Genomic DNA, 22,087 nt, shown 5'->3' with positions numbered 1-22,087 from the left:
GTTAAAAAATGAGTATAAAGAGTTGCATCAGCAAACAAGCAACCCCAAACAAAACTTCAAACTTTTCCATCGCCAAGTAATGATGATTAAAGGTTGGCTTAGAGGTATACATCATAGTGTTAGAAATTTACAGCCCTACCTGGACGAATTTTGCTACAGGTTTAATCAAAGTAATTCAATAGAAGAGATTTTTCACAACATAACTGGCAGAATGATTAATACTCAACCAATTTTTATTAAACAATTGAAATTGGAGTAGCTAAATGCCTACTTCCATAACATTAATCAACATTTATTTATTTAATTACAAATACTAAGTTCTGGTAACCTATTGTCAAAGGAATAATTATTGCAAACACCATTTTAAAAAATAAGCTAAATGGCTGCTCATCTTCACTTTGTTGGAATTTCAGGAAGCCTCCGCAAAGATTCATGGAATACAATGTTATTAAAGTCCTGTTTCTCACTGCTGCCGTCAGATGTAACAATGGAAGTGGCATCTATAGGAGATTTACCGCTGTATAATGCAGATAATGATTTGCCTGCTGTTGAGCAAAGGCCTTTGCCTGTTAAACAATTCAGAGATATTCTTTCAAAAGCTGATGGTATTGTTATTGTTTCCCCTGAATATAATTATTCGATACCAGGCGGTTTAAAAAATGCAATAGACTGGGCATCACGGGGAACAGATTCTCCCCTCCTGAATAAAGTTGTCGCTCTCATGGGAGCAACGCCCGGTCTTTGGGGTACCAATAAAATGCAGGTAGCCTTCCATCCCGTATTTCAGTTTTTAAACATCCGCTCCGTGTATAAACCTGAGGTTCTTGTAAACCAGGCAAATAAAAAGTTTGATGACAATGGCATTCTGATAGATGAGATGACAAAGGATGTTGTTAAAAAACAACTTGAAGCTTTAAAAGCTCTTATCTTTCAATTAAGAGGAGAAAAAATTCAAGGTTAACTAGCTTGTTGTTATTTGTCAAGTGTACTAGCTATTTAAACCTTTAGTTGTAATTGATTTTTTTTACGTCCCTGCTTCATTCTTACCGAAAAGTAACAAAAAATAAATGTCAAAATTAAGTGCGGGAATTATTGCTTACAGAATTATAAATGGCGAAGTAGAAGTTTTACTTGTACATCCGGGAGGGCCTTTTTTTAAAAATAAAGACGCTGGCGCGTGGAGTATTCCAAAAGGCGAATATCTAGAGGGAGAAGACGCTTTGATGGCAGCTAAACGCGAATTTGAAGAAGAAACAGGAAATGTATTGCCAGACAATAAACTTATTCAGCTCTCACCTGTAAAAATTAAATCAGGCAAAGTTATATCTGCCTGGGCAATTGAAGCAAACTTTGAAACATCTTCTATACACAGCAACATATTTGAAATTGAATGGCCTCCGAGATCAGGAAAAAAACAGTCGTTTCCTGAGGTAGATAGAGCTGAATGGTTTTCTTTAAAAGAAGCGAGGTATAAAATAAATTCCGGACAAACTAACTTTTTAGATCAATTGGAAATCGTATTTGGAAAACGATAATTAATTTACATTTTTTTTACCGCACACTGTTAACATCAATTTTCAAATTTATTTTTGCTATTCTTCATCTCATACCTTCTTCTTCACTCAAGGCATATTGTGGCATTTTGACGACTTTTTATCAAGAATGAAAACAAGGTTTTGTTTAGAAAAATAAACTCTAAGAGATGAATTAATAATTTTGAAAATATAAATGGGTGGTTCATTTTTTGCATTATTTCGAAAAAACATAAAATGGAAAAAAATAATACAGCTCAACAGCAGCCAGAACAAAAATCGAACACAGTAAAAGATCCGGATGAATGGACAACCGGCGGTGAACCGATGACTGGGGCTCAACAATCTTATCTAAAAACATTATCAGATGAAGCAGGTGAGGAACTTGATGCAAACCTTACAAAGGCAGAAGCTTCTAAAAAAATAGATGAGCTTCAGCATAAAACAGGCAGAGGATTAAATAACGCTCAGTAGCTATTATTTCCTGCATGTAAAAATGCAGGAAATAATAAAAGTACGAAAATTGATTTCTGTTTGGTATTATCAATATTTCGCAATATTCTTTTTCTAAAATCCTTACTCTAATTCTCCGGTTACCAATCGTTACCTGCTATCATCTCGTTTTAAAACCTAGAAAGGTTGTAGTAAAATTTATCACAAAAAACAATATTGTAATATGTTATGCAGTCCAAAAACTGAAGTAAACACTATTCGACCAGTAACAGTTTGAACCATATTTTACCTAAAATGTTTAGAAACGCTATTGTTTGTAATGTTGTAATTCATTTTACCTTTAATTGAAATAATCTATCTATATGCCTGCTTCTCAAGTGAATGAATTCATTCTCGCTGAAATCTTTGATGGGCGGCCAGAGTCTATAAGTTGGATGAAACCTGTGTGGAGTAGCACAGACGGCTATAGAGATATCATTGATTTTCAACTTTGTTACTATAATCCTACTTCAGCTGTTATGGCCAATATCGCTGAGAAAAATCTTATTGGCAGTTATCTTTCTAATTTTAGTTTTCTAGATATAACCACTCAAAAGTTGCTTTTTGAACAGCATTTGAAAGTGTATTTATCAGGTGAACCTTTTGATACTACCTATTATAGTTCAGCTCTCAAAAAACACATAAATACAGTAAGGACGAAAACAGGTGACGGAGTTTTGAGCATAAGCCATAATATAACACCTGAACTTAACGCACTTGAGCCAAAAAAAGAGCAGAATGTTTTTTTAGATTCGGTAATTAATGGTTCCGTTACAGGTATTTTGTCAATGGAAGCTGTTCGTAATGACAGGGGAGAAATTGTCGACTTTATAATGTTGAGCTTCAACCGGGCCGCTGAATGGATTTTGAACATTTCAGCCAACGAATGGATTGGAAAAAGATACTTTTCACTTTTCCCCCAAGCTGCGGAATTTTTCGAAGTACATAAGAAGGCACTGCTTACAGGGTTCACGCAACGGTCAGAATTATATTACGACGATGAGCGATTAAGGGCCTGGTTCGATTTCTCCGCTGTAAAAGGTGGAGAGGACATTATTATAGCTACTTTTAACGACATAACAGCTAAGAAAGCTGCAACGCTGCAGATAGAAAAACAAAAAAAATTATTAGACAGCGTTATTAATAACTCGACAAGTGGGCTTCTTTATTGTCAATCTCTACAAGATGAAGAAGGCACTATTACTGATTTCAAGCCGCTTTTGGCTAATCAGCAAGCGGCAGATCTAATGGGCTTTTCCATGGACTATTTTATGAGTCTTTCGATCAGGCAAATTCATGAAATCAGAAAAGCAACCGATATAGTTGAAATGTACATAAAAGTGGTAGAGACAGGAGAGCCCGCTTCTGTCGACTATTATTTTGGATCGTTACAAAAATGGTTTGGTATCTCAGCCGTCAGGCTCGAAGATGGTTTCCTCGTCACTTACACAGACATAACCGAGACAAAGAACTTACAACTACAACTGGAAAAGTCAATAGAGGATTTGCGTAAATCAAACGTAAATTTGGAAGAGTTTGCTTACGCAGCTTCTCATGATCTGCAAGAGCCTATACGTAAAGTTCACTTTTTTGCTAATCGCATAAAAGAACAATACCTTGAAAACTTTGACGAAACAGGTATCAGGTATTTTGACAGGCTTGAAGTTGCTACTGAGAGAATGCGTAAATTAGTGGAAGATCTTTTGGCTTATTCTCAGGCCAGTAATATACCTCTATCTTTTGAAGAAATTAATTTAAACCAAAAGTTGCAGTTGGTGCTGGATGACATGGAAGTGGGGATTGCAGATAAAAAAGCGCAAATAACAATTGGGCAATTACCAATAATCAGAGGAAACAGAAGACAATTGCAACAGCTTTTTCAAAATTTGATTGGCAATGCTTTAAAGTACAGTAAGCAAAATGTGATACCTCAAATTCATATTTCATCTACGGTTATCACTGGCATGGAAAGCGGTTTAAATCTCTCTCCCGAATTGTTGAACAAGCAATATTATTTAATAGAAGTAAAGGATAATGGAATTGGTTTTGATCAAAAAGATGCTGAAAGGATATTTAATGTTTTTCAGCGCCTTCATGGAAATGCTGAATATAAAGGAACCGGAATTGGGCTTTCGATAGCACGCAAAGTGGTAGAAAATCACAATGGTTTCATATATGCAAAAAGCATTGAAGGGTTAGGATCATCTTTTTTCGTTGGATTTCCTGTTGATTAATATTACTTACTTTACAAATACCAGTTTTCCTCAATCTATAGTGTTATAAAATAATTAATATCAATAATTTTCTATCAACCGCACATATCCCCTAACAAACGAGTTTTTAAAAAAAACACCTCTTTTGAGGTGTATTTTTATTAAGCCGGAAGATTGTATTTCTTATTCAGTCTTGAAAAATATAATAAGAGGTGCAGTGCTGCAAATGCAAGTGAAAAGATAAATAAGCCCCAGTCAGTATCTGAACCTTCATTTGTAGAATGGTGAATAAATGCAACTACAGCCAACATAACAGCTAAACCGAGACCTATTAAAGAAACAATGCGGTTACTTCTGGCATGAGTGCTAACCTGGTGATCAGAAAGTGTGCTGTTCTTCATGCCATACAATAGATACACATCAAAACCAATCAGCATCCAGGCTATCAACCGTATCCATGTATCAAGCGGTAGAAACACCATCATAAATAAACAGGTAAAAACACCCAGAATTGGAACTAGCGGAACTAGAGGAGTTTTGAATGCTCTTTGAATATCAGGTTGTTTTACCCGTAAAACCCAAACTCCTATACACACCAAAATAAAGGCAAACAAAGTACCTATACTTGTCATTTCTCCCACAACCCTTGCAGGTACAAAAGCTGCGAACAGACTTACAAATATCATGAATAACAGATTCGATTTTGCGGGTGTTCTGAATTTTGGATGCACACGGTGAAAAACCGGAGGCAATAAACCATCTTTACTCATCGAAAAGAAGACACGCGATTGTCCCATTAACATAACAAGAATAACGGATGAATAACCTGCGAGAATAGCTACAATAATTGCACGGTTAAGCCAGGGATAATCTGGTTTTATCTCACCATTTGAGGTAGTTGAACCCATATGATCAATAGCAACTTTTACGGGAGCTATTCCATCTTTTCCTGCAAAGGTCAGGTAACTGGTTACACCGGTCATAACGTGTGCAAAGAGAATGTATAAAATAGTACAAACGGCAAGTGAGCCAAGAATGCCGATGGGCATATCTCTTTTAGGATTTTTTGCTTCCTGTGCAGCTGTTGATACAGCATCAAACCCAATGTATGCAAAGAAAACAATGGCTGCTGCCCTTATGATACCGCTAAAACCAAACTCGCCAAAAGTGCCTTCATTATCAGGAATATAAGGAACGTAATTCGCTTTATTAATATACTTCCAGCCAAGAAATATGAAGGTAAGTACTACCGCTACTTTTAGCGTTACGATTATAGAATTTACTATGGCACTTTCCTGTGATCCTTTTATTAATAGTAAGCTAACAGCTACGACAATAAATACTGCCGGCGCATTTATAACGCCCCCATCCCACGGACCAGTTGCCAGGGATGCGGGAATATGAATATTAAAATCTTCTAAAAATTTTACCAGGTACCTGCTCCAGCTTATAGCCACCGTGGCAGCACCAACTGCATATTCGAGTACAAGGTCCCAGCCAATGATCCAGGCAATAAATTCTCCCATAGTGGCGTAGGAGTAAGTGTAAGCACTTCCGGCAACAGGAATCATTGAAGCAAATTCTGCATAACATAACCCTGCAAAGGCGCAGCCAAAAGCTGCAACTATAAAGGATATGGTAATAGCAGGGCCGGCATTATTAGCTGCGGCAAGCCCGGTTATAGAAAACAATCCCGCTCCGATTATTGCGCCAATGCCTAGCGCAACTAATGCACCCGCACCTAATGTTTTCTTTAGACCTTTTTCTGAATCTGCAGCTTCCGCCATTAAGGCACCCAATGGTTTCTTCACAAATAAACTCATAGCTAAATCGTATATAAGAAATTTAGGCGGAAAAGTAAGGATTTATTTATTAAGGATATTGTTTTAGTGCCTATTTAATTGATTTGAATAAAATCCTTTTTTGTTTTAATACTATATTGCATCGCTTATAAATTTTTGCTTTAAATGCATACAACTCACCCTACGCCTAAAAACCGTCTTACTCTTTACATTCTCATAGCTATGGCGTTGGGGGTTTGTACAGGATACCTTATTAACAATTATTATCCTGAAACAACAAGGATTACTTTTTCCAATAACATAAAGCTGCTTACAACTATTTTTTTGCGGTTGGTTCAAATGATTATTGCCCCGTTGGTATTTTCGACATTAGTGGTAGGTATTGCCAAGTTGGGAGATCTAAAAGCAGTTGGCAGGGTAGGCGGAAAGTCGTTGCTTTGGTTTGTATCAGCATCAGTGGCGTCTTTATTACTAGGAATGATGCTTGTAAATTTTTTTAAGCCGGGTTCGGGAATTCACCTTGGTTCTGAAAATACCACTGCGGCTAAAGATCTTATAGGAAAGACGGAAGAATTTTCATTGCAGAAATTTGTTGAGCATGTATTTCCGAAAAGTGTTTTTGAAGCAATGGCTACAAACGAAATATTACAACTTGTCATTTTCAGCATTTTTTTTGGTGTAGCAACAGCAGCCCTGGGTGATTATGGAAAAATAGTAATTAAGGCCTTAGACGCAGTTGCGCATATAATTTTAAAAATGGTATCATATGTTATGAACTTCGCACCTCTCGGCGTATTTGGTGCCATATCAGCTGTAATTGCGACAAACGGCCTTCAGATATTTAACTTCTACGCTTATTATTTTAGCGAGTTCGTTTTAGGAATTACTTTGCTGTGGCTGCTGCTGATAGCGGTAGGTTTTATTGTATTAGGTAAAAGACTTAAGTTTCTATTAAAAAGAATTTCCACTCCTTTATTAATAGCATTTAGTACTACCAGCAGCGAAGCAGTATTTCCAAAGTTGACGGAAGAACTGGAGCGTTTTGGCTGTAAAGATAAAATTGTTGCGTTTGTGCTTCCATTAGGCTATTCTTTTAATCTCGATGGCAGTATGATGTACATGACATTTGCAAGTATTGCCATCGCACAAGCTTATGGCGTTCATCTCGATATTGGTACTCAAATTACCATGTTGCTGGTTTTAATGCTTACAAGTAAGGGTATAGCAGGTGTGCCAAGAGCATCGCTTGTAGTAGTAACAGCTACTCTTGCCATGTTTAAGATTCCGGCTGAAGGAATTGCACTAATATTGCCAATAGATCACTTTTGCGATATGTTTCGAACTGGTACCAATGTTTTAGGAAATGCGTTAGCTACCACTGTTGTAAGCAAATGGGAAAATTCACTAGAAAACAATTAGACACTGTTTATGATTCAACTTCTTGCGATTCATTTTAAAGATCTTCTTAATCCTGAGTTTTATATTGAGCACGGCGGTCTTTGGATACTTTTATTTATTGTATTTGCAGAAACCGGTCTGCTCGCAGGTTTCTTTTTACCAGGCGATAGCTTGCTGTTTGTCGCTGGTATTTACAGCGATAAACTTGGCAGTGAAATTTTGCCGGGAGGAAATGAATTTCTGCACCTGCTGATATTAATGCTACTTATCTCCGTAGCAGGAATATTAGGAAATTTTGTTGGGTTCTGGTTTGGAAGTAAGAGCGGGCCGTATTTGTATCATCGAAAGGATTCATTCTTTTTCAAGAAAAAGTATCTTAACCAGGCTCATGAGTTTTATGAAAAACATGGGGGAACTGCAATTATTTTTGCCAGGTTTTTACCGATCATCCGCACTTTTGCTCCTATAATTGCCGGTATTGTTGATATGGATAAGAAGAAGTTTACGTACTATAATATCGTAGGTTGTGTTGCATGGGTTGCCGCCATGCTATTAGCCGGGCACTTTCTGCAAAAGTTTATTTTAAATCAATTCGGGTTCGATCTCAAACATCATTTGGAAGTGATAGTCTTAGGAATTGTTTTGATCACTACACTTCCTGTTTTAATTAAGTTATTTTCAAGATCGACTTCAAAGATTAAACCGGTAAAATAAACAGTACATGGATAAACGGACTTATGGAATAATATCCATTCCAGTTATTATAGGTGCTCTTGGCTATTTTGTTGATATTTATGATTTGCTTCTCTTTGGCATTATTCGTAAAACAAGTCTTCGTTCTTTAGGGTTGTCTGAAGAAATGGTATTAACCAGCGGTGAATTTATTATAAGTATACAAATGGTGGGTTTACTGCTGGGTGGAATTTTATGGGGTGTAATGGGTGATAAAAAAGGCAGGCTTAGCGTACTTTTCGGCTCTATTTTATTATACTCTCTTGCTAATATTGCCAATGGAATGGTGGAATCCGTCAATCAGTATGCTTTGCTTCGTTTTATTGCCGGGGTGGGATTAGCAGGCGAACTAGGTGCCGGAATAACCCTGGTGTCAGAACTTTTATCAAAAGAAAAAAGAGGTCTGGGTACTTCTATGGTGGCTGGCTTTGGCCTGACCGGTGCAGTAGTAGCGTATTTTATTTCCAAAGAATTTGATTGGCGCGTTTGTTACTACATTGGCGGGGCTATGGGATTGCTGTTATTGGTTTTAAGAATAAGTGTATTTGAAAGCGGAATGTTTAAACAGGTAAAGGAAATGAACGTGAGTCGCGGCAATTTCTTTGCTTTTTTTACAAATCGCGAGCGATTTTTTAAGTACTCAAAAAGTATTTTGATTGGTTTACCAACCTGGTTTGTTATAGGCGTTCTGGTTACTTTTTCTGATCAGTTTGGAACACGAATGGGCATACCGGAAGCAATAGATCCTGGAAAGGCTATTATGTTTGCATACATTGGTATTTCATTAGGAGACATAGCAATTGGGTTTGTTAGCCAGGCATTAAAAAGCCGCAAAAAAGCGCTTTTTATATTTTATATTCTAACCATGATTTTTATGGTTTTGTTCTTTATGCAGAATGGGGGCACCGCCATTACTATGTACCTCCTCTGTTGCGGCCTTGGTTTTTCAACCGGTTTTTGGGCTATTTTTGTAACTATGGCAGCGGAACAATTTGGTACCAATTTAAGAGCAACCGCTGCCACAACTGTACCTAATATGGTTCGCGGTTCTTTGCCTTTAATCATTCTTTTGTTTAAATGGTTAAGAGAAACGACAGGTTTTATAACAGGAGGAATCATTACGGCAATTATTATAATGGTGATATCGTGGATAGCAGCATACTTTACAAAAGAAACTTTCCACAAAGATTTAATGTATGTTGAAGTTAGTTAAGTACTTTAAATCATTAACGAGGTTATTTCAATAAATCTCTTTTTGTCATGCCAAACAATGCCGGTGCAGTAATTTCTAATTTTTACCGTTTAAATCAGAAAAGAAATGCCAGTTGAAAATAGTACTGAAACTTATGCAATGCAACAAACCATGCGTTGGTATGGGCCGGCAGATCCCGTAAGTTTAGCTGATATATTGCAGGCAGGTTGTTCAGGTGTAGTAACAGCTTTACATCACGTGCCTAACGGAGAAGTGTGGACTGTTGATGAAATTCAAAAACGTAAACAGCAGATTGAAGCAGTAGGTTTAGCGTGGGTTGTTGTAGAAAGTGTCCCCGTTCATGAAGCAATTAAAACACAAAGTGAAGGTTTTGAAGGTTATATTGATAATTACAAAACAAGTATTCAAAATCTTGCTTCTTGTGGCATAAAGATAATTACCTATAACTTCATGCCGGTGCTCGATTGGACACGAACTGATTTGGCGTATACAGTTAAAGACGGCTCAAAAGCTCTTCGTTTTGAAAAAGCTGCTTTTGTTGCTTTTGATGTTTTTATATTAAAAAGAAAAGGCGCCGAAAAAGAGTATTCTTCAGAACAATTACAAAGAGCAAAACGCCGGTTTGAAGAGATGACTGACCAGGAAAAACAATTATTGCAAAGAAATATTATTGCAGGCTTACCCGGCAGTGAAGAGAGTTTTACCCTTGATCAATTTCAATCTGCTCTAAATGCTTATAAAGATATTGATGCTGACAGGCTTCGAAACAATTTGATATATTTTCTAAAACGCATTATTCCCACTGCTGACAAATGCGGCGTAAAGATGGTTATTCATCCGGATGACCCCCCCTACCCGATTTTAGGATTGCCGCGGGTAGTAAGCACCGCAGAAGATATACATGCATTAATTGAAGCGGTTCCCTCATTAAGCAACGGTCTTTGTTTTTGCACCGGTTCTTTTGGCGTGAGAGCTGATAATAACTTACCAAAAATGGTAGAGGAATTTTCTGATAGAATTAATTTTCTTCATTTGAGAAGCACAAGACGAAATGAATTTGGAGATTTTTATGAAGATAATCACCTGGAAGGGGATGTAAATATGTATGATGTTGTAAAAGCTGTTGTAAAAACAATGAAAGATAGAAAAGTGAACATTCCAATGAGACCAGATCATGGTCATCAAATGCTGGATGATCTTTCAAAAAAAACCAATCCAGGTTATTCTGCTATTGGCCGTTTACGCGGCTTGGCTGAATTACGAGGTCTGGAGTTCGGGATAAGACGAAGCATGATCGATTGATCTGGAGCAGAGGGTTTAATTTTCTTTATCGTTATGTTTGTTGAATTGCTTCCGGTATCGCAATTATTTTATTTGTAATAACACCTGAGACTTAAAAATAAAGCCACTAATTTCTTATACACTTCAGTAAGTAAACATGAGCCAACAATTAACGATACGCACAGTTCTAGATTACCCAATCGTTCCTGTATTTTATAATTCGAATCCTGAGGTAAGTGTTCAAGTCTTCAACTCATGCTATGCAGGTGGTGTTCGAGCTTTTGAATTTACTAATCGTGGCGAAAACGCATTAGAAACATTTAAACTGCTTCAGCAATCTGCGGGAGACTGTGAAGGTTATATTCTTGGAGCAGGAACTGTTTTGAAAGGTAGCGATGCCGAAGCATTCATTGAGTTAGGAGCTTCATTTATTGTTTCTCCGTGTTTTATAGAAAGCGTTTCAGATGTTTGTTATCAAAACAAGATCCCTTATGTGCCAGGTTGCATGACGGTGAAGGAAATCAATTATGCCATGGATGCTGGCTGTGAAATCATAAAAGTTTTTCCTGGAGAAGTAGTGGGGACGCCCTTTATAAAAGCTGTAAAAGCAGTTTTTCCTTCAGCACAACTAATGGTTACAGGCGGTGTGTTGCCAACTAAAGAAAGCATTTCCTCATGGTTTAGTGCAGGTGTCAACGCTGTTGGCATGGGGTCAATGCTATTTAAAAAAGATTGGCTTGCATCGGGTAATTACAAAGCAATCGAAGATACGTGTAAGGATTGTTTTAGCTATCTGCAATAAACTTATTTTCCCGTTATTAAATGCACCCTTATCAGTGTTTTAGTTGCTGTTTTTCTTTCTAGGTTAATTCCAGTAAAGCGTAACACCTATGGGAAGACTACACCAAATAATGCCACAATTGCTAAAAGCTGTAAACCGCATTTCTTTTACTTGACATGCTTTTGCTTATAACAATTGTGGCGTGTTCAATTTGTATCGATTTATGCTTATACTAGTATTATTAAAACCTCATTAGTGCTGCAATTTGACACTCTGCCGGCATTCTTTCTTTCTCTAACAAAAATACTTCTCCGCCATTTGCAAGTGTTTTAACCACAGCGTTGTCAATCAGGTCTTCACCGCCTTCATCAGGCGTTTGATGAAATAGCAGTTCGTTTGCCATTTCATCAAACGTTCCCCATATATGCTCACCTTTTGTTACAAAAAGATGTGAGACCTGCGAATAATAGGTAGCAGGAATTACATCTGCTGCTATAGAAGAGGTCAGCCCGGTAGCTGAATTATTCATATAAATTTCCAGCGCCCTGTTTACCCGTTGTTCAAAATACGGTTTCATCAATTCCATCGCATCTTTATGCAGACTTGTTGTTTCCTGCTGATCACGATTTCCAGTCAATACTTCAGGCCAAATATTGTGATAATCACATGCACCTTTGTAAATTGGTAAAACATACTCTACACCTGCTAACACAAGAGGCACATTTTCTTTATTTAACACCTTTTCCCATAATATATCATCAACTGCTTCAAAGTACACTAACATATTGTCTTTACCATCGGGATTACCTCCTCCCACTCCATGATATGCACCTTCCTGCGAATACCTGGGAGCCCTGGGACCAGAACTTCCTGACCTGAAAGTAGTAGCATCAAGTCCTGATATTCTTTTTACCTCTTCGATACTTTGCGGAAGCTCAAGAGGCACTATCTGCATTCCATTAGCATCAGCCTTAAAAAGCTTAGCACATTGCTTACTTATCACCAGCAAATAAAAATACTCTTTGCTTGTCATTAGCGGTACTAGGGCAGTTACATAAAATGTCGGCTCTATAACTGTCAGTTCTTCAACCGGTGGACTGGACATTTTTATGTACTTAAAAAACCCGTCAGCAATAAACACAGCAAGTCCAGGAGATTGTTCAGTCCAGAAATCATTATTACGAACGAGTTCATATCCTGGTTCTAATAATTTTTCTGCGTAAGCCTGGTCGGAACCTTTATCTTTTAATCTTCTCGCTATTTCTTGTAACTGCTTTTTAAAATAAATAGGATCATAGTGTTCATTAACTTCTACACCTTCCTTGTGAGCACCTATAAACAGAGATATACAGCACTCGCCCCTGTAGTTTGAAAGCTCTGTAAAAAGTTCTTTTGTAAGTACTCCAGGCAGTTGTTCTGCCGCTACAGTAGCCCGTTCTTCTGTAAAAGTCTGATTGTTGCTTTTATTGCTTTCTTCCTTATTTTCCTTACCCTTATAATTGTCCGCACCTTTCGAGGTGTTGCGATTAGGATGTCTTACAGGCACAGCCGGGTCTAGTTCATCTTCCTCACTAGTGTATTTTTCTGAAACCTCTATGTACTCATTCATTTTTTCAGGTGCTGTTCCCTGTATTCCTAATCCCTCTTCCTTATTTACCCCTGATGGTTTTCCCTTTCCCGGATGAAAAACTCCATTCTGATCTTTCCCCATTGTTTGTTTTGCCATATCTTACTTTTTTAACTTACAAGAATAAAAATAACAGTGCGCACGACTGCTGTCATTCATGTTACAAAAACCTATCCTTTATTTTTGTCCAAAATTTTCAGCTATTGTTTTTTGTTCTGTTTCCGATGTATCAATATTTATTGATTATTATTTTCGCCTGTCTTAGTTTCTTCACCTTTGCTCGTATTGCGGTTAGGATGTCTTTCTCGTACACCTTCCGCCAATTTATCATCCCCGGCTGTGTATTTATCTGTTATTTCAAGATATTCTTCTAATTTCTCCGGTGGCGTAGGCTGCAATCCGAGCCCCTCCTCCTTATTAGCTCCTGAAGGTTTTCCTTTCCCTGGGTGAAATACCCCATTTTTATCTTTTGGCATAAAAAAATGTTTATATTGATAGGTACAATTAATATACCATTGGAAAAGTTGTAGAGAAGTTGTTTGTATGATAGGTCACACGGTACTAACTCTGATTGTACTTTGAAGGGACCATTAACCTGGAATTATTCAACAGGTTTTTAAAACAAATCTGATATATTTACGAGAAAATAGATACAATAAATGTCTGAAGATTTACATGTAGTCGAAGGAAGTAAAACAGAACAGTACCGGGGTCTGATACCACAAATAAAAGGTTTACTAACGGGAGAGAGTGACTTAATAGCCAACCTTGCAAATGTAACAGCAGCATTGAAAGAACAGTTTCAATGGTTATGGGTTGGTTTTTATTTAGTGAAAGAAGATGAACTTGTATTAGGTCCGTTTCAAGGCCCAATAGCGTGTACACGCATTAAAAGGGGAAGAGGAGTATGTGGCACAAGCTGGCAGCAGAAAAAAACTGTAATCGTACCTGATGTAGAAAAATTTCCGGGCCATATTGCCTGTTCAGGTTTATCAAAATCTGAAATAGTTGTTCCGGTCATACAGAAGGATGCAGTAGTAGCGGTATTAGATGTTGACAGCGAACGTTACGACTTGTTTGATACAACCGATCAGAAATATCTGGAACAAATCGTCGATCTTATCAAATTTTGATTACTATCAATTAGTATATCTAAACTTTTCCGCGTATTTTTTAGAAAAGCAAAAAACTAATAACCCGACAAAGTAGCGCCATCACAAAAAGCATCTTAATAAGAACCGACCGATGCACTGTCATAGACCTGTCCTCTTTCCGTTTTAAGCATTCGTGCAGGATAACGGTTTATGACAATATAATCATGTGTAGCCATTATTACCGAAGTGCTGAAGTCTCGGGAAATTTGAAATAATAGCTGCATAATTTCATCGCTCGTTTCTGGATCAAGATTGCCGGTAGGCTCGTCGGCAAGCACTAATTTTGGTGAATTTAATAAAGCACGTGCTATGTCTACCCTTTGCTGCTCTCCCCCGCTCATTTCAAAGGGCATCTTAAAGCCCTTGCTTTTTAAGCCCACTTTATCTAGTACATCATTTATCTTTTCTTCCATCAGCTTATTATCTTTCCATCCGGTAGCTCTTAAAACGAATTTTAAATTTTCATGCACATTTCGATCAGTAAGTAACTGAAAATCCTGGAAAATAACTCCCAGCGAACGGCGTAAGAAAGGAACTTTTTTCCATGTCATTTGACGTAAATCATAACCGGCCACCATACCCTCTCCTTCCTTTAACGGAAGGTCTCCATACAATGTTTTCAGCAAACTGCTCTTTCCGGTTCCTGTTTTCCCTACGAGATATACAAATTCACCCTGATTTACATTAATATTTACATCTTGCAGTATAAGGTTTGTGCCCTGAAAGATTTTTGCATTAGTTAACGAGACAATTGACTCAACCATTACGATTATTTATGTGGCAAAAATATTGTTTCAAGATAGCAATGCCTAACAATAATATTTAGAGTGTGGAAAAAAGCTGTTAATGTTGAAAAATTATTTAATAAAGAATTTTTCAAGCACAAAAGAGTTCCCGACGTCAATACGGTTCTTCAATCTTCAAATTAAAAAAATAAAGCTTTAATATTTTATTTCGCCGAAACTCCCTTTTAAAATCAACTCTTTATTGCCTGATTCTTCAACCCTTCCTATTACTTTAGCATCAATGGCAAATTGTTTTGCGATAGAGATAATATCATTTGCCTTGCCTTCAGTTGTAAAAACTTCCAGGCGATGTCCCATATTAAATACCTGGTACATCTCACTAAAGGTCGATTTTGATTCCTGTTGAATAATATCGAAAATGATGGGAGGTTCAAATAAATTATCCTTCACGACCCGCATGTTGCCCGGTAGATACTTCATACATTTTGTTTGCCCTCCACCGCTGCAGTGTATAAGTCCATGTAAATCTTCAAAATTCTGCTCAAGCAGGGTTTTAACAACGGGAGCATATGTACGGGTAGGACTGAGCAGAAGTTTACCAATGTTTGTTACCACTGCATCGGCTTCTATTACATCCTGCAGATCATAATTACCTATATAAACAACCTCGTCATCCAGTTGAGGTTCAAAAGTTTGCGGAAAAGCATCGGCGTATTTCTTTTTCAATACATCATGGCGAGCACTCGTTAAGCCGTTGCTGCCAATGCCGCTGTTATATTCCGCTTCATAGTTTGCACGGCCCGAACTTGCTAAACCTACTATCACATCACCCGGTTGTATTCTGTCATTAGTGACCAGTTTCCTTTTTTGCCATCTTGCTGTCATGGTTCCGTTTACAGCAATCGTTCTCACAACATCCCCTACATCTGCCGTTTCACCACCCAGGTAATGGATATTAATGCCAAAGTCTTTTAACCAGTTAAATACTTCCTGTGTGCCGTTTATAATCACTTCAAGTACTTCCCCTGGTATATGTTGTTTGTTTCGGTCAATTGTTGAAGAAAACAACAGGTTATCATAGATGCCAACGCATAGAAGATCATCTAAATTCATTATTACTGCATCTTGTGCAATTCCTTTCCATATACTTATATCGCCAGTTTCTTTCCAGTACAAATAAGCAAGAATACTTTTTGTACCGGCGCCATCGGCGTGCATAATATTTACCCAATTATCATCATTTCCTAAAAAATCGCTATAAATTTTACAAAATGCATTAGGAAACAATCCCTGGTTCAAATGCCGCGTAGCAGCATGCACTTCTTCTTTTTGTGCCGAAACACCCCGTTGAGAATATAAAGACATTACAAAACAATTTATTGAAGCAAATGTACGGAGAGAATGCCTTTGCTTATGAAGCAGTTGCATCTTGTAGCTGCAGGTTATCATTCCGAAGGTTAGAAGTTGTTATGTCAGTTGTTTATAGTTTGACCTTCAACGCCTGAGTTCTGGGTTTTGCCGTCTATCTAATCATTTTATCTCTTAGCTTTGTTGCAATTATTATGATACAGGTTCATAGGGACTTACAGCACTTACCAAATTTTAAAAACGCGGTTATAACCATTGGAACTTTTGATGGAGTACACCTGGGACACCAGCAAATAATAAAATTGCTTAAAAAAGAGGCTGACAATATTGGTGGAGAAACAATTATTATTACTTTTTACCCGCACCCCAGAAAGATTGTTACACACGGAAAATCTGATGTAAAAATTTTAAATACCTTAAACGAAAAAATTGAATTATTAGATAAAAAGGGTGTAGGGCATTTGGTAGTAGTTGCTTTTAATGACGAATTTGCGAATCAATCTGCTGAAGAATACCTAGAAAATTTTCTTGTAAAAAAATTTCATCCACATACTATAATTATCGGCTACGACCATAGGTTTGGAAAAAATCGCTTAGGCGATTATCACTTGTTGGAGAAAATGGGTGATAAATTTAATTACCGGGTAAAAGAAATACCTGAGCACGTTCTAAACCATATAACGATAAGTTCTACAAAAATCCGGGAAGCATTACTAAAAAGCGATATAGGCACTGCTAATACATACTTAGGATATCAATATTTTTTTGAGGGAAAAGTGGTTGAAGGAAATAAGTTAGGCCGAACAATAGGTTACCCTACTGCTAACCTTGTAATAGAGGATGAGGAAAAACTGGTGCCCGGTAATGGTGTATATGCTGTTACATTAACGATTGGGCAAAATAAACCTGTATTAAAAGGGATGATGAATATTGGCATGCGCCCGACAGTTGATGGAACCCGAAGAGCTATAGAAGTGAATATATTTGATTTTGACGAAGATATTTATTGGCAGTACATCCGTGTTTACATTTTTTCATATTTGAGGGGAGAAGTGAAATTTGATGGACTAAACGAATTGAAAGAGCAACTGGCAAAAGACAAAATAAATGCTCAGCTATCTTTGAGGGATCTTTAGCTTCTTACACCAGACAAGTGACTATTACTAATAACTTAAGACTGCAACGATTTTTAATTGCACCTCATCAACTTACCATCTTCACTACCATTTCTTTCATAAGATCGGCGTCGCTAGTACCGGTGTCGTTTATTCCTATGCTTCTTAGATTGTATTCATGCAACAGCAATAAGACTTTTTCAATGCCTTGTATTCCGTACGTTTTTGCTGCAGCAATTCCTTCTTTTGCCGCATAAAAATTATTACTGAATATTCCTTTCACCGCATTTTCACTTTTATCACTCATTCCAAAAATCGTATAAACCTTACTAAAGTATGAGTAAACTGCAGGCAATATTAATTGTATAGGAGCAGCCTTGGGGTTTGCCTGAAAATATTGAATAATTCTAATTGCTTTTGCCAGATCCTTCTTGGCTATGGCCGCTTGCAATTCAAAGGCATTAAACTCTTTGCTGATACCTACATACTTTTCAATAGCATTTTCATCAATTGTTTTCGTCTTTACCAGGTTTATTGCAACTTTTTCTATCTCATTTTCCAGCCTGCTTAAATCGTTTCCAGTATTCTCGACCAAAAGCAGCAAAGCTTGTGGGGTAATTTCAAATCCCTTTGCAAGAATCATATTTTTTGTCCACTCGGGTAACTGGCTTTCGTAAATTTTTTTTGAAGAAAAAACTTCTGCATTTTTCTTTAGAAGCTTTGCAAGATTAGTACGCCCGTCTACTTTTTTATCTTTATATGCCACTACAAAAACAGTGGACGATAAGGGCTTATTAATGTACCCTTCCAGCTTTTCTATGTCCTTCATGTACTGCGCTTCCTTAAGCAAAACCACCTGTCTTTCTGCAAACATCGGGTAACGTCTGCATGCGTTTACTACTGCCGTCCAGTCTGCGTCACGACCATAAAAAACAGTAAGGTTAAATGCAGCTTCATTTTCATTTAAAATATGATGTTCGGCGTAATCAACTATTTTATCAATAAAATACGGCTCCTCTCCCTCTAACCAGTAGATAGATTTAAAGCTTTCTGACTTCCATTCTGATATAATACTTTGTAAAGACATGTTTTTTCTCTATAATTTACTTCAATTGTTTCCGTGTTGATCTGCCTGTGTTCTCCAATAAAATGAAGGGAGGACCTTTCTTCCAGTCACGGTGTGTTTTCATCATCGTAGGTCCTGTTGCAAAGTTACCTAACACCAGATCTGTATCACCATCTCCGTCTAAATCACCCGCATCCATTGTAATCCACCTACCTTGTTGAGCTTCTTTTACCGTAAACGGTTTATACACAAAATTGCCCTCATTTTCAAGATAAACAAAACCTTCCCTTGGCTGTTTGTTGTAATCGGCAAAGTACGCAATAGTAGCAATATCCACATCCCCATCATTATCATAATCCCGGGCAATTGCTTTATAACAGCCGTCAATATGGAAAAAGTACTGTTGTTTGAAACGATTGTTGCCCGTATTAATAAATATATAAACACCATGATAGGGCTTTAAAACGGTGGAATAATCAGCGTTATCACCACAGGTATACACAATATCGGGCAGACCATCCTTATTAATATCAGCAAATTCAAAATAAGACGACCCAAATGAAGGTGGGAAACGCAGAATTTGCTTTTGTTCAAATTGTCCGTTGCCTTTGTTAGTAAAAAGAAAAATACCCTCCTCGCCTTGGGCAAATAAAGCCCAGATATCCGGAAGGCCGTCTTTATTATAATCTTCAATATAAGTTCTTACTGCTCCGGCAACAGGCCTTATAACACGACGTTCGAATCTCCCATCAATATTGTGCATCCATGATAACGCCCCTGTTAAATAACCGAACTCGCTAACTACATAGTCAGTCCTACCATCTTTATCTACATCGCAAGCTGTTATTTGTACAGGCCTTGTTAGATTATTAAATAACGCCGCAGTATCTTTTTTAAATTTCCCGTTTGGATTTGTTCTTATATATCTGCCTTCACCATATTTACTATTCGTAGGGTTAAAAGTACCGATGTTGCAGGTAAGCATTCCCTTGTGCTGAAAATCTATATCAACAATTGCCCCGCTGGAAAACATCGAATCGAGTATATTTAATTTCTTATTGAAACGATAAATATTTTGCTTAAATAAATCGCAAATGATCAATTGATGCGACGACTTTCCTTGGATTATTTTTACAAAAGAGGTGGAAGGATTATCATATTTAATAGCAGGAATATGAGCTGTGAAAAGAGAAAGATGATTTGCTACAGGTAACTCTCTTTGTAGTAGTCGTAAAGAATCAGGCGAAGAAGCCACATAATAATCAATAATATTTTGCCATTCTTCCGGTTTTAATACTGGCTTCGCCGGGTAAAAACCTTTGGGTAAATTAACATCATTAATATTAGCCGGATAACGTTGGTAATTAGATTCATAAATTCCTAACAAGGGTCCCATGTGGGGCAATACTCCTTTTTGCCAGCTTTCTTTATCCAATAAAGAAGGGTCGGGAAATTGATGACAGGATTGGCAATATGAAGTTGCTAATTCTTTACCTTTTATTATGCTTGCTTTTATTATTTCTGTTTCTGTTTTTGGTTCATGCGTACCATTGCAAGCAGAAAACAGTATGTTAGAAAATGAACAAATTAAAAAAATAACAATTATTAAAAATGAACGGCACCGCCTCATACCATTTTTCTTATTATAGATAAGTAATTAAACCTGTACAAACTTCATTAAAAGCTTGCTTTCGAAAGTATACAAAAAGAGGGAGCATTTTTGCTCCCTCTTTTTGTAAGTAAAATACAATAAACCTATTAGTATCCTGGATTCTGTGTTAAGGTTTGTTGTCCATTTTGGCTTGTCAGGTCGATCTGGCTTTGTGGAATAGGGAAATATTCATTCTTGTTAGCGGTGAAATGCGCGCCCTTGAAATCATTGGTAAATTGAGATTCGTACTGAAATATTGCATTTAAAGTTTTTTCAGCAATACCCCAGCGTGAAAGATCAAAAAACCGGTAACCTTCTGTACCTAACTCAATTTTCCGTTCAAAATAAATTGCTTTTGAGGCAACATCTTTACTGCTAAAATATCCTGCAGGATAAGGAGATATTTTATAATTAGCTGCAAGCGTAGACGAAAATCCGGCAGCGGGGTTAGAATTATCTTTATACTGGTATAACCATGCTTCAGGATGAGCAGCAATTCTGTTTCGAACGCGGTTGACATAAGCTTGTGCATTTGGCAAATTTCCAAGCTGTGCTTCCGCCTCTGCAGCCATTAACAGAACGTCTGCAAAGCGAATGATGTGAACATTAATTGCGCTTCCGGGAGCCCAGGAGGTCCTGTCATCATACACAGGTGCTGTAGCTTTCCATGGAATTAATTTCTTCGGTGCATAAGGGCCTGAATAATTCTGGTCACGTATCCAATCCTGCCCTACATGAATACCCCAGTCGTGATAAGGAAGCCCTCTTCTACCAACTGTCCAATCCAATCTCGGATCCAAGGGACCAGCATCTGGAGTGAACGGATCAGCAGATTTAACTCCCAAGTCGCTTTTAACTGCATTTTGGTTATAAGTGTCTAAAAAAGGAAGACCGTTTGCATCTACCCGGAAGGAGTTTACCAAGTCCTGCGTTGGCTGGTAAAAGCCGCAGCAGCCGAAGGGACTACCTCCGTAAGGATGATTTAACATATCGCCCTGGTTGCCATTTGCTATAGATCCAGAACCGGTGTTGGCAGCCATTTCAACATCAAAAACTGCCTCCGGATTTGATTGTTCAAATTCCGGCCTCCAGTTATTTTCATAGTTTGGATTAAGGTCATATTTGATACCACCAGATGTAGCACCTTGTGTAATAACGACATCAAATGTCGTTTTGGCCTCCGCATACTTTTTTTCAAAAAGATAGGTTTTGGCAAGGTATGCTGCTGCTGCCCATTTATTAACTCTGCCAAGATCAGTTTGAATAGATGGTAAGCTGTCGTAAGCAAAGGTAAAATCTGCTTCAATCTTTGGCCAAATGTCTGTAGTATTAGGTTGCTTAAGAGTAGCCAGTGAACTAAAATCAACAGTATTTTCATCTATATAAGGAACCATATTAAACATCTTCTTCAATTCGAAATAAAAATGGCCTCTTAAAAAACTTGCTTCTGCCTTAGCTTTCGTTTTGCTTGCACTCGACATATTTGTAACAGCAGGAAGATATTTCAATACATTGTTACACCTGTTTACTCCCTCGTATAAAGCTCTCCATCTATCATTCAAAAGAGCATTACTGGGATCTACGGTGAAAGTAGCAATAGGCACCATAGCTGACTGGTCTCCCGCATCGCTTCCTTTATGCGCCTCTGCACCTGCAACACTGCCCCATAGCCAGTTAGTGGGAGCATTAGCCCAGGCATTACCACCGCCAAGGCTATTTACGCCTCCATTTATATTTTGTTGGCCATCCAATGCGGCATAAGCCCCTATTAATAAATCATTGATCCCTTTTGCAGAAGTTACATCTGATACCTTTAAAGCTCCCTGGGGAACTCGGTCTAAGAAACTTTTTTTGCAAGACAGAAATATGAATACCGGTAACAGTATTAATAATATATAACGTGAAAATTTCATAAT

At 37.6% G+C, this 22,087-nt stretch carries 19 protein-coding genes and 1 pseudogene; 12 read left to right on the top strand and 8 right to left on the bottom strand.

The genetic code is table 11. The features are described 5' to 3' along the window. The 5 genes and pseudogenes from B154_RS33100 to B154_RS0115535 all read left to right on the top strand — a co-directional run. A pseudogene (locus B154_RS33100) lies at positions 1 to 259 on the top strand (IS1595-like element ISBaba1 family transposase); the annotation flags it as partial. 120 nt (positions 260 to 379) lie between these two features. Continuing rightward, entirely contained in the window at positions 380 to 961 is a 582-nt protein-coding gene (locus B154_RS0115550) for an NADPH-dependent FMN reductase (RefSeq protein WP_018615181.1), read from the top strand. 106 nt (positions 962 to 1,067) lie between these two features. After that, positions 1,068 to 1,535, top strand: a complete 468-nt coding sequence (locus tag B154_RS0115545; RefSeq protein WP_018615180.1) for an NUDIX hydrolase — start codon at positions 1,068 to 1,070, stop codon at positions 1,533 to 1,535. Positions 1,536 to 1,769: 234 nt separating this feature from the next. Further along, positions 1,770 to 2,006 carry a DUF3072 domain-containing protein gene (locus B154_RS0115540; protein ID WP_018615179.1) on the top strand — a complete coding sequence of 79 codons (237 nt, stop codon included), beginning with the start codon at positions 1,770 to 1,772 and terminating at the stop codon, positions 2,004 to 2,006. A 341-nt stretch (positions 2,007 to 2,347) separates the two neighbouring features. Further along, positions 2,348 to 4,258, top strand: a complete 1,911-nt coding sequence (locus B154_RS0115535) for a sensor histidine kinase (protein WP_018615178.1) — start codon at positions 2,348 to 2,350, stop codon at positions 4,256 to 4,258. Between the two features lie 140 nt (positions 4,259 to 4,398). On the opposite strand, the gene B154_RS0115530 is transcribed toward B154_RS0115535, so the two are convergent. Then, the gene (locus B154_RS0115530) at positions 4,399 to 6,060 is read right to left on the bottom strand and encodes an amino acid permease (RefSeq protein ID WP_026260230.1); all 1,662 of its coding nucleotides are present in this window, start codon (positions 6,058 to 6,060) and stop codon (positions 4,399 to 4,401) included. A gap of 144 nt (positions 6,061 to 6,204) precedes the next feature. Here B154_RS0115530 and B154_RS0115525 point away from each other — a divergent pair, with 144 nt between their 5' ends. The 5 genes from B154_RS0115525 to B154_RS0115505 all read left to right on the top strand — a co-directional run bounded on the left by B154_RS0115525 (position 6,205) and on the right by B154_RS0115505 (position 11,465). Next, positions 6,205 to 7,458, top strand: a complete 1,254-nt coding sequence (locus B154_RS0115525; protein ID WP_026260229.1) for a dicarboxylate/amino acid:cation symporter — start codon at positions 6,205 to 6,207, stop codon at positions 7,456 to 7,458. Between the two features lie 9 nt (positions 7,459 to 7,467). Continuing rightward, positions 7,468 to 8,151, top strand: a complete 684-nt coding sequence (locus B154_RS0115520; protein ID WP_018615175.1) for a DedA family protein — start codon at positions 7,468 to 7,470, stop codon at positions 8,149 to 8,151. Between the two features lie 7 nt (positions 8,152 to 8,158). Then, positions 8,159 to 9,382, top strand: a complete 1,224-nt coding sequence (locus B154_RS0115515; RefSeq protein ID WP_018615174.1) for an MFS transporter — start codon at positions 8,159 to 8,161, stop codon at positions 9,380 to 9,382. A 105-nt stretch (positions 9,383 to 9,487) separates the two neighbouring features. Then, the gene (gene uxuA, locus B154_RS0115510) at positions 9,488 to 10,684 is read left to right on the top strand and encodes a mannonate dehydratase (protein ID WP_018615173.1); all 1,197 of its coding nucleotides are present in this window, start codon (positions 9,488 to 9,490) and stop codon (positions 10,682 to 10,684) included. Between the two features lie 136 nt (positions 10,685 to 10,820). Further along, on the top strand, positions 10,821 to 11,465 hold the full coding sequence (locus B154_RS0115505; protein WP_018615172.1) for a beta/alpha barrel domain-containing protein: 645 nt from the start codon (positions 10,821 to 10,823) through the stop codon (positions 11,463 to 11,465). A gap of 220 nt (positions 11,466 to 11,685) precedes the next feature. Here the strand turns inward: B154_RS0115505 and B154_RS0115500 are convergent, their stop codons facing one another. After that, a complete protein-coding gene (locus B154_RS0115500) occupies positions 11,686 to 13,170 on the bottom strand; it encodes a baeRF7 domain-containing protein (protein WP_018615171.1) in 1,485 nt (494 codons plus the stop codon). A gap of 137 nt (positions 13,171 to 13,307) precedes the next feature. Beyond that, on the bottom strand, positions 13,308 to 13,547 hold the full coding sequence (locus B154_RS0115495; protein WP_018615170.1) for a hypothetical protein: 240 nt from the start codon (positions 13,545 to 13,547) through the stop codon (positions 13,308 to 13,310). A gap of 183 nt (positions 13,548 to 13,730) precedes the next feature. On the opposite strand from B154_RS0115495, the gene B154_RS0115490 reads away from it, so the two are divergent. Continuing rightward, positions 13,731 to 14,204, top strand: coding sequence for a GAF domain-containing protein (locus B154_RS0115490; RefSeq protein WP_018615169.1), 474 nt, complete (start codon positions 13,731 to 13,733; stop codon positions 14,202 to 14,204). 95 nt (positions 14,205 to 14,299) lie between these two features. On the opposite strand, the gene B154_RS0115485 is transcribed toward B154_RS0115490, so the two are convergent. Together B154_RS0115485 and B154_RS0115480 are read right to left on the bottom strand one after the other, a co-directional pair. Then, a complete protein-coding gene (locus B154_RS0115485) occupies positions 14,300 to 14,989 on the bottom strand; it encodes a cell division ATP-binding protein FtsE (protein WP_018615168.1) in 690 nt (229 codons plus the stop codon). A gap of 177 nt (positions 14,990 to 15,166) precedes the next feature. Then, the gene (locus tag B154_RS0115480) at positions 15,167 to 16,336 is read right to left on the bottom strand and encodes an AIR synthase related protein (protein WP_026260226.1); all 1,170 of its coding nucleotides are present in this window, start codon (positions 16,334 to 16,336) and stop codon (positions 15,167 to 15,169) included. Positions 16,337 to 16,533: 197 nt separating this feature from the next. Here B154_RS0115480 and B154_RS0115475 point away from each other — a divergent pair, with 197 nt between their 5' ends. Continuing rightward, entirely contained in the window at positions 16,534 to 17,475 is a 942-nt protein-coding gene (locus tag B154_RS0115475) for a bifunctional riboflavin kinase/FAD synthetase (RefSeq protein ID WP_018615166.1), read from the top strand. A gap of 67 nt (positions 17,476 to 17,542) precedes the next feature. Here B154_RS0115475 and holA read toward each other — a convergent pair whose 3' ends face one another. The 3 genes from holA to B154_RS0115460 form a co-directional block, all read right to left on the bottom strand. Then, a complete protein-coding gene (holA, locus tag B154_RS0115470) occupies positions 17,543 to 18,541 on the bottom strand; it encodes a DNA polymerase III subunit delta (RefSeq protein ID WP_018615165.1) in 999 nt (332 codons plus the stop codon). Between the two features lie 16 nt (positions 18,542 to 18,557). Beyond that, the gene (locus B154_RS28735; protein WP_018615164.1) at positions 18,558 to 20,150 is read right to left on the bottom strand and encodes an FG-GAP-like repeat-containing protein; all 1,593 of its coding nucleotides are present in this window, start codon (positions 20,148 to 20,150) and stop codon (positions 18,558 to 18,560) included. A 128-nt stretch (positions 20,151 to 20,278) separates the two neighbouring features. After that, on the bottom strand, positions 20,279 to 22,084 hold the full coding sequence (locus B154_RS0115460; protein ID WP_018615163.1) for a RagB/SusD family nutrient uptake outer membrane protein: 1,806 nt from the start codon (positions 22,082 to 22,084) through the stop codon (positions 20,279 to 20,281). Between the last annotated feature and the right edge of the window lie 3 nt (positions 22,085 to 22,087).

This window comes from Segetibacter koreensis DSM 18137, assembly GCF_000374045.1.
Classification (GTDB): Bacteria; Bacteroidota; Bacteroidia; order Chitinophagales; family Chitinophagaceae; genus Segetibacter; species Segetibacter koreensis.
The sequence above is the reverse complement of the archived record's forward strand: the minus strand, read 5'-3'. Positions and strand labels throughout refer to the sequence as shown.

Bases quoted from the DNA above. Each gene is read 5' to 3' on its own strand.
- B154_RS28735 (WP_018615164.1), bottom strand. From the start codon at position 20,150: ATGAGGCGGTGCCGTTCATTTTTAATAATTGTTATTTTTTTAATTTGT.
- B154_RS0115530 (WP_026260230.1), bottom strand. From the start codon at position 6,060: ATGAGTTTATTTGTGAAGAAACCATTGGGTGCCTTAATGGCGGAAGCT.
- B154_RS0115495 (WP_018615170.1), bottom strand. From the start codon at position 13,547: ATGCCAAAAGATAAAAATGGGGTATTTCACCCAGGGAAAGGAAAACCT.
- B154_RS0115490 (WP_018615169.1), top strand. From the start codon at position 13,731: ATGTCTGAAGATTTACATGTAGTCGAAGGAAGTAAAACAGAACAGTAC.
- uxuA (WP_018615173.1), top strand. From the start codon at position 9,488: ATGCCAGTTGAAAATAGTACTGAAACTTATGCAATGCAACAAACCATG.
- B154_RS0115505 (WP_018615172.1), top strand. From the start codon at position 10,821: ATGAGCCAACAATTAACGATACGCACAGTTCTAGATTACCCAATCGTT.
- B154_RS0115460 (WP_018615163.1), bottom strand. From the start codon at position 22,084: ATGAAATTTTCACGTTATATATTATTAATACTGTTACCGGTATTCATA.
- B154_RS0115525 (WP_026260229.1), top strand. From the start codon at position 6,205: ATGCATACAACTCACCCTACGCCTAAAAACCGTCTTACTCTTTACATT.
- B154_RS0115540 (WP_018615179.1), top strand. From the start codon at position 1,770: ATGGAAAAAAATAATACAGCTCAACAGCAGCCAGAACAAAAATCGAAC.
- B154_RS0115515 (WP_018615174.1), top strand. From the start codon at position 8,159: ATGGATAAACGGACTTATGGAATAATATCCATTCCAGTTATTATAGGT.
- holA (WP_018615165.1), bottom strand. From the start codon at position 18,541: ATGTCTTTACAAAGTATTATATCAGAATGGAAGTCAGAAAGCTTTAAA.
- B154_RS0115485 (WP_018615168.1), bottom strand. From the start codon at position 14,989: ATGGTTGAGTCAATTGTCTCGTTAACTAATGCAAAAATCTTTCAGGGC.
- B154_RS0115500 (WP_018615171.1), bottom strand. From the start codon at position 13,170: ATGGCAAAACAAACAATGGGGAAAGATCAGAATGGAGTTTTTCATCCG.
- B154_RS0115535 (WP_018615178.1), top strand. From the start codon at position 2,348: ATGCCTGCTTCTCAAGTGAATGAATTCATTCTCGCTGAAATCTTTGAT.
- B154_RS0115550 (WP_018615181.1), top strand. From the start codon at position 380: ATGGCTGCTCATCTTCACTTTGTTGGAATTTCAGGAAGCCTCCGCAAA.
- B154_RS0115480 (WP_026260226.1), bottom strand. From the start codon at position 16,336: ATGTCTTTATATTCTCAACGGGGTGTTTCGGCACAAAAAGAAGAAGTG.
- B154_RS0115475 (WP_018615166.1), top strand. From the start codon at position 16,534: ATGATACAGGTTCATAGGGACTTACAGCACTTACCAAATTTTAAAAAC.
- B154_RS0115545 (WP_018615180.1), top strand. From the start codon at position 1,068: ATGTCAAAATTAAGTGCGGGAATTATTGCTTACAGAATTATAAATGGC.
- B154_RS0115520 (WP_018615175.1), top strand. From the start codon at position 7,468: ATGATTCAACTTCTTGCGATTCATTTTAAAGATCTTCTTAATCCTGAG.